This is a genomic window from Chryseobacterium sp. IT-36CA2 (assembly GCF_949767875.1).
In the GTDB taxonomy this organism is placed as follows: Bacteria; Bacteroidota; Bacteroidia; order Flavobacteriales; family Weeksellaceae; genus Chryseobacterium.
The window spans coordinates 693,644-706,873 of sequence record NZ_CATKPG010000020.1; the positions used below are offsets into that span (position 1 = coordinate 693,644).

General features: G+C 34.7%; 9 protein-coding genes and 1 CRISPR repeat array. Of the genes, 2 read left to right on the forward strand and 7 right to left on the reverse strand.

The window, feature by feature from the left end; genetic code table 11:
- Position 1: 1 nt before the first annotated feature.
- From typA to ACM6F9_RS10585, 3 genes are all read right to left on the reverse strand, one after another.
- Positions 2-1,807 carry a translational GTPase TypA gene (gene typA, locus ACM6F9_RS10575; protein ID WP_414845686.1) on the reverse strand — a complete coding sequence of 602 codons (1,806 nt, stop codon included), beginning with the start codon at positions 1,805-1,807 and terminating at the stop codon, positions 2-4.
- 137 nt (positions 1,808-1,944) lie between these two features.
- Positions 1,945-2,151: a bacteriocin-like protein gene (locus ACM6F9_RS10580; RefSeq protein WP_414845687.1), complete on the reverse strand. Its 207-nt coding sequence runs from the start codon at positions 2,149-2,151 to the stop codon at positions 1,945-1,947.
- Positions 2,152-2,239: 88 nt separating this feature from the next.
- Positions 2,240-2,494 (reverse strand): DUF1294 domain-containing protein, encoded by a 255-nt coding sequence (locus ACM6F9_RS10585; protein WP_414845689.1) that lies wholly within the window; start codon positions 2,492-2,494, stop codon positions 2,240-2,242.
- 182 nt (positions 2,495-2,676) lie between these two features.
- Here ACM6F9_RS10585 and ACM6F9_RS10590 point away from each other — a divergent pair, with 182 nt between their 5' ends.
- A complete protein-coding gene (locus ACM6F9_RS10590; RefSeq protein WP_414845690.1) occupies positions 2,677-3,033 on the forward strand; it encodes a hypothetical protein in 357 nt (118 codons plus the stop codon).
- Positions 3,034-3,103: 70 nt separating this feature from the next.
- Here ACM6F9_RS10590 and ACM6F9_RS10595 read toward each other — a convergent pair whose 3' ends face one another.
- The 4 genes from ACM6F9_RS10595 to cas9 all read right to left on the reverse strand — a co-directional run bounded on the left by ACM6F9_RS10595 (position 3,104) and on the right by cas9 (position 10,880).
- On the reverse strand, positions 3,104-3,781 hold the full coding sequence (locus ACM6F9_RS10595; protein WP_414845691.1) for a YceI family protein: 678 nt from the start codon (positions 3,779-3,781) through the stop codon (positions 3,104-3,106).
- Between the two features lie 287 nt (positions 3,782-4,068).
- Positions 4,069-5,270: a CRISPR direct-repeat array (repeat unit 47 nt; unit sequence GTTGTGAATTGCTTTCAAAATTTATTATCTTCGTGATTAGTCACAAC).
- A 57-nt stretch (positions 5,271-5,327) separates the two neighbouring features.
- Entirely contained in the window at positions 5,328-5,666 is a 339-nt protein-coding gene (gene cas2, locus ACM6F9_RS10600; protein ID WP_414845693.1) for a CRISPR-associated endonuclease Cas2, read from the reverse strand.
- A complete protein-coding gene (gene cas1, locus ACM6F9_RS10605) occupies positions 5,663-6,556 on the reverse strand; it encodes a type II CRISPR-associated endonuclease Cas1 (RefSeq protein ID WP_414845694.1) in 894 nt (297 codons plus the stop codon). Before cas1 ends, cas2 begins: the two co-directional genes overlap by 4 nt.
- A 4-nt stretch (positions 6,557-6,560) precedes the next feature.
- Positions 6,561-10,880, reverse strand: coding sequence for a type II CRISPR RNA-guided endonuclease Cas9 (cas9, locus tag ACM6F9_RS10610; protein ID WP_414845696.1), 4,320 nt, complete (start codon positions 10,878-10,880; stop codon positions 6,561-6,563).
- A 218-nt stretch (positions 10,881-11,098) separates the two neighbouring features.
- Here cas9 and ACM6F9_RS10615 point away from each other — a divergent pair, with 218 nt between their 5' ends.
- Positions 11,099-13,222: a Tex family protein gene (locus tag ACM6F9_RS10615; protein WP_414845698.1), complete on the forward strand. Its 2,124-nt coding sequence runs from the start codon at positions 11,099-11,101 to the stop codon at positions 13,220-13,222.
- Positions 13,223-13,230: the final 8 nt, after the last annotated feature.

Here is a 13,230-nt window from a genome sequence, read left to right on the forward strand (position 1 = left end):
ATTATGCTTTTCCAGATCTTTCTACTCTTTTCCTTTCTTCTTCAGAAAGGATTTTCTTTCTCATTCTGATGAAGTTTGGAGTTACCTCAATCGCTTCATCACCCTGGATGTATTCCATACACTCTTCAAGAGAGAATAAGATTTTTGGAGCAACCCCTGTATCTTTATCTTTTCCTGAAGCTCTCATGTTGTTCAACTGTTTTGCTTCTACGATGTTTACTACCAGGTCTCCAGGTTTGTTTTGTTCACCGATGATCATCCCTGTGTAGATTTCCTCACCTGGATCAACGAAGAACTTACCTCTATCCTGTAGTTTAGCAATAGAATATTCTGTAGCAGGACCTGTAGTTTTGCTAATCAAAACACCATTATTTCTTCCAGGGATAGTTCCTTTGAAAGGCTTATATTCTGTGAAACGGTGTGCCATAATAGCTTCACCTGCAGTAGCTGTTAACATTTGAGAACGTAGTCCGATCAAACCTCTTGAAGGAATTTCAAACTCCATGTGCTGCATTTCACCTTTAGTTTCCATAATGTGAAGATCACCTTTTCTCTGAGTTGCCAAGTCGATTACTCTTGAAGCAAATTCTTCAGGAACGTCTACAACCAAAGATTCGTAAGGCTCACATTTCTCACCGTCAATTTCTTTGAAGATAACCTGCGGCTGACCGATTGTCATTTCGTACCCTTCTCTTCTCATTGTTTCGATCAAAACTGATAAGTGAAGAATACCTCTACCGAATACCAAGAATGTGTTTGCATCGTCAGTCTGTTGAACTCTTAATGCAAGGTTTTTCTCTAATTCTTTAGTTAATCTTTCTTTCAGGTGGTTAGAAGTAACATATTTACCGTCTTTACCGAAGAAAGGTGAGTTGTTGATAGAGAACGTCATGTTCAGCGTAGGCTCATCAATTGCTGTTCTTTCCAATGGTTCAGGATTTTCAAGATCTACGAAAGAATCACCGATCTGGAAAGCATCGAAACCTACTACAGCACAGATATCTCCTGCTTTTACTTCAGTTACTTTTTTCTTTCCTAATCCTTCGAAAACGTAAAGTTCTTTTACTTTTCCTTTTACAATTTTACCTTCTGCCTGAGCAAGACCAATCCACTGAGATTCTTTGATCTCACCTCTTGTTACTTTCCCGATTGCAATTCTTCCTAAGAAAGAAGAGAAGTCAAGAGAAGTAATCTGCATCTGAAGATTTCCTTCCGTTACTTTCGGTTCAGGAACATATTGTAAAATACCATCTAATAGTGGTAAAATATCTTCAGTTTGCTCTAATGAAGTATTGAACCATCCTTGTTTTGAAGATCCGTAGAATGTAGGGAAATCCAATTGCTCTTCTGTAGCCTCAAGGTTGAAGAACAAGTCAAATACTTTATCATGAACTTCGTCCGGACGACAGTTTGGTTTATCTACTTTATTGATAACCACTAATGGTCTCAATCCTAATTCCAATGCTTTCTGTAGTACGAATCTTGTTTGTGGCATTGGTCCTTCGAACGCATCCACCAACAAAATAACCCCATCAGCCATTTTCAATACTCTTTCTACCTCTCCACCAAAATCGGCGTGACCAGGAGTATCAATTACGTTAATTTTTGTGTCTTTATAAGTAACAGAAATATTCTTGGATAAGATAGTGATCCCTCTTTCTCTTTCAAGATCGTTGTTATCCATAATTAACTCCCCACTCTCCTGATTTTCTCTGAAAATGTTGGTAGCGTGAATGATCTTATCAACCAAAGTCGTTTTTCCGTGGTCAACGTGTGCGATAATCGCAATATTTCTAATGTTTTGCATAAAAGATTTTTACGGGTGCAAAAGTAGTGAATTTTAATGAAAAAATATTTAGTTATACAAATATTTAATATTTTGTTTAAAATACTTATTGCCAGAATCATAAAAAAAGAGTGTTCAAAAAACACTCTTTAAACTATCTATATGCAGATCTGTACTTCGCATGGATCTACTGCAGGCGGTTCTCCACATATAATGTCAAACTCCCCACAATTACTGGAGAATCCGGTCCCCCAACCCCATCTTACAGTACATGTATCAGCATCTTTACATCTTACCATTCCTTTAACGATTCCTCCCTGAACTGATTTCATCTCTGTTCTGGAAATTTTTCTAAGATTTCTCATGTTGTTTTTGTTTATTTGTTATTAGCCTGATAAAAATATAAAAAAATACAATAACAAAGTATATTATTAAAACATTTAACACTCAATATCAATGTCTTAACAATCTATAAAACACAAACAGGTCTACCAAAACAACCAATACAAATTTCATTAGAAAGGTTTTTTTGGAAACTTTATGATTGAAGAGAATCATTCCTGAAGCAGCTCCAATGATTCCACCTAGCAAAGAAATTCCCAAAAGGGTATTTTCTGATATCCGCCACTGATGTTTTTTGGCCTGCCATTTATCAAAACCAAACACCCCTAATGTAAGCACGTTCATTATCAACAAAAAAGGAATCATTCTTCATTTAATTTGGGCAAAAATAAGGCATAATTTATAGAATATGCTCAAATGTTTAATCTTTTTAGACCATTAAGAAGTAGACTATAGTTAAGATTAATCATTCTGATTTTTTAAGCTTAAATAAAGACTATTTTAATATAAACTTAATGCTTTAAATTTGTTCTCTTAAAAATAAATCAATGACAGTACACGATCTGGTGGGAAGCTACTCTATTGAAGGAAGCAACCAGGAGGAATCTTCCCTGCCAACTTATCATGGTATATTAACCTTATCTGTTGATGAAAATAACCGCATTATTGCTCAGTGGATGATTGGTGAACACCAGCAAAACGGAACAGGGTTTTATAAGGATCAAATTTTAGTGATCAATTTCAACTATGAAGGTGAAGATCATACAATTTATAAAGGAGTTGCGGTATACAGATGCTTAAGCAAAGACATATTGGATGGATTCTGGTCTGAAAAGCATGGAAATCCTTTGTATCTTGGAAGTGAATATGGTGTAAGAATTCAGAATTCAAAGATTTTGAATTAATTTCTTTTGGATTAAATAAAAAAGCTGCCTTCATGAAGGCAGCTCAGTAGTTATTAAGATTTTAAATAACTTATTTTTTAGCTTTTACGTCGATAGCAATCTCGATATCTTTGCTAATCATCCATTCTGCAGGATCTGCTTCAGAAGTACCGAATTTAAGTCCCCAGTCTGCTCTGTTCACTGTAAATTTAGCCTGAATAGCCGCTGAGTTTTCAGCTACCTCTACTTTAGCAGGGAAAGTAACATTCATTGTTTTTCCTGATAAGGTAAGGTTTCCGCTTACTGTTTTATTAGCTCCTGCTACAGCATCTTTTGGTGCTTCTTTCAAATCTGCAACACTTGTAATTTTGAAATCTGAAGTAGGGTTTTTCGCTACATCAAAGAAATCAGGAGTTTTAAGGTGTTTTTCAAGATCTGCCGGTTTTTTATCTTTTTCTGTTACTGAAGCCGGATCTACTTTGATAGAGTTCATATCAATAACAAAGTTTCCTGCTGAAACCTGACCTGCATCTACACTAAGATCTCCAGACTTTATAGTAAGTGTTCCCCAACGTGGAGCCATACCTCCTTTGTGGGTAGCCTTCCAGTTTACTACTGAACCTACTGTATCTACTGCCAGCGTTTCACCTTTGCTTTCTGCTACGGTTTGTTCCTGAGCGGTAGCTGCAGTCTCTGCAGATTTTCCTTTATCACATGATGCCAAAAGCAATCCTACTCCTACTAATGCAATTACGCTAATTTTTTTCATATTGAACTGTTTTAAAAAGTTTATTGAAATTTTGTTGTTTTCGGGTACAAAAATAGAAAAACCAGATTTGTATGATCTTATCATATATCAAGAAATATAAAAATCTTCAATTATTTGCAATCATACTTCCAAATTGCGGTATAAACTCTATCTGTATTGAGAATCAAAACAGCCTGAATCTTATACATTTAAAATTTCAGAAATACTGTTTCAAGGCAAAAATAAAAAAATTTACTATCTTCGTGATTAGTCACAACTACTTTAGTAGAGTAAATGTCTTTTACCTTGTTGTGAATTGCTTTCAAAATTTATTATCTTCGTGATTAGTCACAACTAATCAAAAATTCTAAACTGAATAAAAACAGTTGTGAATTGCTTTCAAAATTTATTATCTTCGTGATTAGTCACAACAGCAAAAAGTTATACTATTTTCCAATCGCAGTTGTGAATTGCTTTCAAAATTTATTATCTTCGTGATTAGTCACAACATAACGAATTTTCATCGTACGTAAACGTAAGTTGTGAATTGCTTTCAAAATTTATTATCTTCGTGATTAGTCACAACCAAAGAATCGACTAAATGAATGGTTTTTACGTTGTGAATTGCTTTCAAAATTTATTATCTTCGTGATTAGTCACAACGGTGGGTCTGGGAACCATACTCACCAACACGTTGTGAATTGCTTTCAAAATTTATTATCTTCGTGATTAGTCACAACAGTAATACCAGATTCATCAAGAACTCTACCGTTGTGAATTGCTTTCAAAATTTATTATCTTCGTGATTAGTCACAACCAAGGCATTTACCGCAAGGAACTTGCTGACGTTGTGAATTGCTTTCAAAATTTATTATCTTCGTGATTAGTCACAACTATGTAAGTAGAGGACTAGCCATTAACGAGGTTGTGAATTGCTTTCAAAATTTATTATCTTCGTGATTAGTCACAACTACTATCAGCCATTTTATAACATCCGTAGTGTTGTGAATTGCTTTCAAAATTTATTATCTTCGTGATTAGTCACAACACAAAGATGGATCTTGCGGCGCTGAGAGGTGTTGTGAATTGCTTTCAAAATTTATTATCTTCGTGATTAGTCACAACCAGTAGGAATTAATATATCAAATCATGGATGTTGTGAATTGCTTTCAAAATTTATTATCTTCGTGATTAGTCACAACATGAATTCCCGTTACTACCTTGACCATATAGTTGTGAATTGCTTTCAAAATTTATTATCTTCGTGATTAGTCACAACCTAATTAACATTGGAGACATACCACCACCTGTTGTGAATTGCTTTCAAAATTTATTATCTTCGTGATTAGTCACAACGGAATACTCCAAATCTGCACCATCAATATCGTTGTGAATTGCTTTCAAAATTTATTATCTTCGTGATTAGTCACAACGGTACAGCTATTATCCTCTTTATTTCCACAGTTGTGAATTGCTTTCAAAATTTATTATCTTCGTGATTAGTCACAACCTCAAAAAATAATCTACTGATTTTCAGTAGATTATTTTTATAATTAGAATTTGCAATTTAGAATAATTCGAGCTGCTGAAAGGTTGGAGGAGGCTCTTCTTTATTTCTGGCAAAGAAAATTTCAATATCTCCAAATTGTTTGTCTGTAATGCACATAATAGCAACTTTCCCGGCTTTTGGAAGCATGAATTTCACTCTTTTAATATGAACTTCAGCATTTTCGCGGCTCGGACAATGACGTACATACATAGAGAACTGAAACAGGATAAAACCATCATCCATGAGTCCTTTCCGGAAGCGGTTGGCATCTTTCATATTAGCTTTGGTCTCAGTCGGGAGATCATATAATACTAAAACCCACATAATTCGGTATGCATTAAACCTTTCGGAATTCATAACAGTTGAGGATAAGAGATCAGCCGCTTTTCTCCTGTATAACATTTATAAAGTGACGAAGCTGTTGTTTTAACAGCAACGAGCAACGGTCTTATTTTACTATCAATATTCACATCTTTGGTAGCAATCTGTAGAATATGCGCCTTAAATTCTTTAGTCAGTTCGTCTATATCCGGATGTATTTTTAGCCATTGCATGACAAGCAAATCGATAAACGGACGGTAAGGTTCCATCAGATCATCAGCCAGACAATAGGGATTGTATTTGTTTTTATGAAAAATTCCCATAACCGGCAATAGTCCGGTTTCTACAATAGCTCTTGCCACAATACTTCTGAGAACAGCATAACCGAAATTGAAAAACTGATTGGGAGAATCTCCAAAACGCTGTCTTAAAAAATCCAGGCTGATGAGATACTTCCAGTAATGCTGAGCTGCAATGCCTTCCATATTGGTTGTATCTCCGGACAGTACATTTTTTTGATATTGAATCATAGGCTCATAATAGTTTCCCAGTTTCATCAAAACATTTTTCTGGTTTTCAATTTTACATTCCACCGTTTGTTTCCAAAGCTGTTTTTTAAGCGGCTCACTGGCTTCCAGCTGATCTTTTACCCTGTCAGAATGTTCCGTATGACCATACAGCGGAAGCATAATTCCGTGGGGTAAATGATGTGCATCACAACTAATCACCACCACATTATTCCCCATCATTTTCTGAATCAGATTGTGCGAAATGGTAATCTGATAATGATCCAACATGAGTAATCCCAAATCTTCCACAGGAACACTCCCCTTTTCCGTTTTGGTATCCGGACAGAGGATTTTCATCTGCTCATCTTTGAGTTTGAGATAAGCGGGATTGCCGATGTAGATGGAGCGGGTAATCATAATATTATGCTTTAGAAATATTTCCCAAACGGTCTACTTGTAATTTGATACAATTTTCCTTAATCATTACCCCCTCAATACTACGCTCCATTTTATTCAAGGTGGAAAATTCTGCTTTATTTACAATTGATATGGCAATTTCTTGTCTTATAAAAAACAACTGGCTTCCACTAAAACTAACTACTTTATAAATTTTTTTGTTTTGTTCTTCTTTAAAATTTTTGAAGTCAATGTTGCTACTATTTTCAAGTTCATCTTCTGAAGGAATATAAACTAAATCATTCGGGCAAAGAAAAAAATCAATTGTTCCTTTTAAATCAACCACAGATAAACCTTGCTTTTGTCTTTCTATAACCTCATTCAAAGGAATGGTTTCATAACTTCTGTTTCTATTTTCATTTTCATAAACAGCAAAAAACAGATTGGTTCCTTTTGCAGCTTCTACATATTTTTCTTTTTTATTTCCGGTTTGTCCTACCTGAAATTTACTTCCCAGTTCAAAAACTCTTACTTTATTGATCGGTTGATGAGATTTTCCATCATTGTACTTCTGAATATTCTTATTCAGATCTTCGATTCCTTCTGGTGAAAATGCAAGTTCCGGACTGCCTTTGAATTCCAGATAATTTCTGAGAATTTTCTGAATCCCTGTATCAGTAATAGATGCTATTGATTTTAAATCAAATGAAGTATCAAGGCTTTTCCTCGTTGCTGTTAAAATTTTTCCTTTTGGAACTTTCACCCAAGGTAAATCTACTTTTCCGGAAACCGTATCCTTATGCATTGGCTTTCTAATCGCCCAGTTTGTTCCGGTCTGCTCTACTCTTTCCTTATTTTTTGTACCGTCTTTCTCAACATACTTTTCGTAATAATTAGTTGCTTTATTAATAACACGAAGGTTTTGCTTAAAACTTACAATAATGGACTCCAGATTATGCTTTGCATCAACTGTAAAGTTTTCCCAGGGTTTTAAAAATTGTTTTGGTATTTCCCTTTCTATTTTCTCCCCTGTTTGCGTATGATGATAAACAATTTTTTCAAACTTCATCAATTTCTTTTTTAAATCGTATCGTTTGGTATCCGATTTTGCCGATTGATTATTTAATAAATTCACGTGATCTTTTGTGGCACAGGCAATCACCAAAGCATCTAAAGCATGATGACGATGGTCAATTCTTTTCTTTGAAAATCCTTTGGAAAACTCAATTGGAACGGTAGGTAAAAACTTTTGATGATTTTCATTCCAGGCGGTAAAATCTTTTGAATTAGTAAGTTGATTCATTCTTTCAAAACGTGGTAAAATTATATCGTTCCAAACATCATTCAATCCCCAATCTTGCTTCAGTTGAGTAGTGATTTTTCCGTTTCCAGGAACAATGTTTTTAGAGTTTACACCTTCATCTGAACCATCTTGAACACGGACAATATTAGAAAGTATACCGGAAATATATTTACTGATATAGCGGGTATCATTCAATTGCCGTTCAATCATTTTCTCAGGAATATCTTCTAATAAAAGCTTATTTCTTTTACTGCGATTGTTCGCATAATGTTTTTTAACAAAATCTTCGTATTGATCTTCTTTTAAAACCGTTACCGATTTCCCGTTTCCACATTCTACAACGGTTCCGCCTAATTTTTTAATAAATTCTAAACCGATGTAATTATCTTTCAGTTTATTGACCGCCGATTCACAAATCACTTTATTGCTAAAACTGTCATCAAAATAGCGGCTTTGCGGAATGATATGTTCAATTTCATATTCTGGCGTGAATAGTTTATTCAAAGGAATAATTTGTCCTGTGTAAGGCGATTTGTATTTCTGTTCCAGCCAGAGTTTATACCTTTTTAAATCTGACGGAGAAGGTTGAGCGGTTTTACTAATTTTCAGAATATCATCTTCAATTTCCATGTCCGAATTCAAAACGCCATCTTCATAAATTTTTAAAATTTCTTGTTGCATCGGCGAAAACGGACGAACATTTTCTACCGAACCGTCATTCATCATTTCAGCCAAAAGAGCTTTGATGCGGAGATTGGTGTTTTCGTTTTCGGTAATTTGATTCGTGAGTTTTTTTCGATCATCCGCAGGAAGCTTCATTTCTCTTCCCAACTCAATATGAATTTCATTGAAGAAATCTTTTGCTCCATTTCCATATTTTAACCAAATATCTTTTACCACACGAAGAGTTTCTGTAATCACCTGTTCTACAATCGGATTGCGAAGCGAATGTTGTTTAAAATCTTTTAAAAACATTTCTAAATCATCCGCAGAATTCCATTTTCCAATCATAGATGCTTCTGAATGCCTTCCATATATTATATATTGAGCCAACCACAATTGTAACCCCTGAAAATCATTTTCTGATGTGAGATTTATTGCTTTTTCTCTCACTTTATCTTTAATATTTTCATCATATTCTCCATTAATGATTTTCTGAATTCTGTCTTTTGAAAATTTATCAATATCTGCATAGTTCCAATATTTTCCTAATCGCATCAAAGGCAACAATTTCTTAACTGCTTTTTCCGAAAAGGAACCATATTCACTTTTAAATGGAGGAAATTTTCTGAAAGCCTCAAAAAAAGAACTTCCATCCAGATGATGCTTTTTCGCAAAAGATTTTAAGGCTTTCTCGTACTCTACTTTATCATTAACGGAGTAAATGATGTGCCAAATTTTCTGCTCAATGTCCCTTGTCAGGAAATCATCAGAAATATTATCCACTTTATCCAATCGAGAAGAAATCATCGTTTTAGTTTCGTTGCAAGGATATTTCTTGTCTTCCACATAGTTCCAGCGATATTTTTCTGCTTCAGCGTTAAGCAATTTTTTATTGATCTCTTTTTGTTCCAAAAGAAATTTAATCAATGGCTTTTGCTCAATTTCTTTTCTATTATTTAAAAATTCAAACAGATTTTCAAAATCTTTGTTCGTATTTAAAAATTCTTTGGTAACATTCGCTTCATCGTCCTTTCTGTAAATATTCAGATTATATATCCATTGCCAAAGGCGGAATTCCTGATAATAAGGATTTGATTTTGGAATGGCTTTTAAATATTGTGTATGCTCTATTCTATTTTCATCTTTATATTTTCTAAACTCTAAAGTACAATTGGAAATAGATGATTTCTGGCTTCTCAAAGGTCTTTGGTAGAAAATAAGGTCATCCATCAAAAGATGAACAAAATCTTTCTTGCTCAAAGTCAGCTGATGTAATTCGTTGTTTCTGTACAACTCACGAATGCAGTCATTATACAAATCATAATTTTGTAATTCCTGATGAAACTCCTTTTGCTTTTCTAAAATTTGTTTTAGCTCATCTTTATAAAATTTTCTTTCAATAGTCCGAACCAATTTTCCTTTAATTTTTTGTTTCGGATCTAGAAGAAGTATTTCGTAGATATAAGTTCCAACGGTTTTATGAGATTGCTCAATTTCCTGCTCGGTTTTCTTTTTTACCAAAGTCCAATCGTTCTCACCCGGTGCACGGAAACTTCTTTTTTCATTTCCGTCTTTATCTTTTTTAATGCTTCCATCATCATTCAAATCCGTGGTTACAATAAAATCTCTTGTTTTATCTTTCCATTCAAATAAGGGTATTTTGCTTGCCCGTCTGTAAATCCATCCATTTTCTAAAACCAAAGAATACCAAATTTCTGATTTGTCTTTTTGCGGTTCATCTGCCAAAACATCCACAACTTTTAAAGAATAAAACTCAACCAATTTGTTAGGATTTTCTTCTTCTTCCTCGCCACGCAATTGATAATATCCTCGTTTCTGATTAAAGTTTAAAAGAATCCATGCCAATTCTTCCTTTTCAATTTTTTGAGAAAGTGCTTTTTTTCGGAGAAAATAAATTGTCCAGTCGTAAGGAATTTTTAAATCCTGTCCATTTGCCTTAAAATCTTCAAGCATTTCATTGAAAGAGTTTTGGAAAAGGAATGAAAATTTTCCTTCAATATTTTTCCAAGCCAGTTTTGGTTCGGTTTCTACTTTAAACTTTCCGAATCTTTTTTCAAAATCAATTTGTGAAGAATAGTGTTCCGGAAGAAAGTTCAGAATATGTAAAACCCTGTGAAGCCTCTCTCTTCTTAGAAGGAATCGTTCCCGTAGTCTTCGTACGCTTCTGTATTTTGTTCGTTCTGCGGTTTGCGAAACAGAATTCCCTTTTCCAAAATCGCCCAGAATATCTTGTGACATTGGAATAATTCTGCTTCCCATCCCAAGAATTTCTCCGTATTTGTTTTCAAAATCCTGTCTTATCAATGCCCATCCTATGGAGTTCGTTCCCAAATCTAAGCCAAGTTTATTTTTAATCATCACAGTTATGTTTTGAATATCACCTAAAAATATAAATAAAAAAAGCATTCAAATTACGGATTCCCATAATTGTATTAAATATTTTTTCTTCTATATTTGTCATATAAATTTTGAAAGCAATTCACAATAAGGATTATTCCGTTGTGAAAACATTCAAGGCGGGGTAACTCGCCTTTTTTCGTTTTAAAACCTTATTTTAGCTATCCGAAAACAGAACAATGACGACCGTAGAATTTATACAGAAACAGCTCAATATTTCTGAAAAGAGCATCAACAATACTTTACAATTATTAGCAGAAGACTGCACAATTCCTTTTATTTCCCGTTACCGAAAAGATAAAACCGGAAATCTTGATGAAATACAGATCGAACAGATCTCCAAGATCAGCAAGCAGTTTGAAGACATTGTCAAGAGAAAAGAATCTATTTTAAAATCGATAGAAGAACAAAATGTCCTGACTCCTGAGCTTCAACAAAGAATTGAAGACAGTTTCGACATTCAGGAACTGGAAGACCTTTATCTTCCTTTCAAAAAACGTAAAAAAACAAAAGCTGATACAGCGAAGGAAAAAGGACTTGAACCTTTAGCCAGGATCATTATGAGCCAGAAAAATAATGACATTCAGTTTTTGGCTTCAAAATATCTTAACAATGAAGTTTCCTCTGAAGAAGAAGCGCTTCAGGGAGCGAGAGACATCATGGCAGAATGGGTTAATGAAAACATGTACGTTCGTAAGAACCTCAGAAGACTTTTTCAACGCAAGGCAATGATTACCTCAAAGGTTGTAAAGGCTAAAAAAGATGAAGAAGACGCACAGAAATTCTCTCAATATTTTGAATGGGAAGAAAGTCTTAGCAGAACTCCTTCTCACAGACTTTTGGCGATGTTAAGGGCAGAAGCAGAAGGCTTTGTAAAAACAAATGTAGGAATAGACAAAGAAGAAGCCATTGACTTCATTGAAAAGGCTATTATCAAATCTAATAATGAAAGTTCTGAACAAATTTCATTGGCCATAAAAGACAGTTATAAAAGACTTCTGGAGCCTGCTATTTCCAATGAAGCATTGCAGGAAGCCAAAGAAAAAGCAGATAAAAAAGCCATTGAAATTTTCTCTGAAAACTTAAGTCAGCTTCTACTGGCTCCCCCTTTAGGAGAGAAAAGGATTCTTGCAATAGACCCGGGGTACCGAAGCGGATGTAAAGTAGTATGCCTGGATGAAAAAGGAGATTTACTCCATAACGAAACCCTCTACCCTCACGCTCCACAGAATGAAAGCGGAATGGCTATGAAAAAAATCCGTTCTATGGTGAATGCTTATAATATTGAAGCCATTTCTATTGGTAACGGAACTGCAAGCCGTGAAACCGAATTTTTCATTAAAAAGATTGCTTTTGATAAGCCTTTGCAGGTATTTGTAGTGTCGGAAGCGGGAGCATCAGTCTATTCTGCAAGCAAGATTGCAAGAGAAGAGTTTCCCACATATGATGTAACAGTGCGTGGAGCAGTTTCTATCGGAAGAAGACTTTCTGACCCGTTAGCAGAATTGGTGAAAATTGATGCCAAATCTATTGGTGTCGGGCAGTATCAGCATGATGTAGATCAGACTCAATTAAAAAATGAACTTGATTCTACAGTAATGAAATGCGTAAACTCTGTTGGAATTAATCTCAATACAGCAAGCAAATCACTACTAAGTTATGTTTCCGGAATCGGAGAAAAAATGGCTGAAAACATCGTTAATTATCGTGCTGAAAATGGAGCTTTTGAAGACAGAAAACAGCTTAAAAAAGTTCCAAGACTTGGGGAAAAAGCATTTCAGCAGGCAGCCGCTTTTGTAAGAATAGCCCATGCTAAAAATCCACTGGATAATTCTGCGGTACATCCGGAAGCTTACGGAATTGTAGAGAAAATGGCAAAAGATTTAGGTATTAAAACCGATGAACTGATTGCCAATAAGGATAAAATAGCTATGGTAAAACCGGAAAGCTATATTACAGGGGAAATTGGAATTTTAGGAATTAAAGATATTTTAAAAGAACTTGAGAAACCTGGATTGGATCCAAGAAAAGTGGCAAAAGTATTTGAATTCGATCCGAATGTTAAAAGCATTAAAGATCTGAAAGCAGGCATGATTCTTCCGGGAATTGTCAATAATATTACAGCTTTTGGATGTTTCGTTGATCTTGGAATCAAAGAAAGCGGACTGGTTCATATTTCTCAGTTGAAAGACGGATTTGTATCCGATGTGAACGAAGTGGTAAAACTTCACCAGCATGTCCGTGTAAAAGTAACGGAAGTGGATGAAGCAAGAAAAAGAGTACAATTGAGTATGATTTTGTAATTTTTTAT

Excerpts from the sequence above, each read along its gene's own strand:
- cas1 (WP_414845694.1), bottom strand. The coding sequence starts at position 6,556 with ATGATTACCCGCTCCATCTACATCGGCAATCCCGCTTATCTCAAACTC.
- ACM6F9_RS10580 (WP_414845687.1), bottom strand. The coding sequence starts at position 2,151 with ATGAGAAATCTTAGAAAAATTTCCAGAACAGAGATGAAATCAGTTCAG.
- ACM6F9_RS10595 (WP_414845691.1), bottom strand. The coding sequence starts at position 3,781 with ATGAAAAAAATTAGCGTAATTGCATTAGTAGGAGTAGGATTGCTTTTG.
- ACM6F9_RS10590 (WP_414845690.1), top strand. The coding sequence starts at position 2,677 with ATGACAGTACACGATCTGGTGGGAAGCTACTCTATTGAAGGAAGCAAC.
- cas2 (WP_414845693.1), bottom strand. The coding sequence starts at position 5,666 with ATGAATTCCGAAAGGTTTAATGCATACCGAATTATGTGGGTTTTAGTA.
- ACM6F9_RS10615 (WP_414845698.1), top strand. The coding sequence starts at position 11,099 with ATGACGACCGTAGAATTTATACAGAAACAGCTCAATATTTCTGAAAAG.
- typA (WP_414845686.1), bottom strand. The coding sequence starts at position 1,807 with ATGCAAAACATTAGAAATATTGCGATTATCGCACACGTTGACCACGGA.
- ACM6F9_RS10585 (WP_414845689.1), bottom strand. The coding sequence starts at position 2,494 with ATGATTCCTTTTTTGTTGATAATGAACGTGCTTACATTAGGGGTGTTT.
- cas9 (WP_414845696.1), bottom strand. The coding sequence starts at position 10,880 with ATGATTAAAAATAAACTTGGCTTAGATTTGGGAACGAACTCCATAGGA.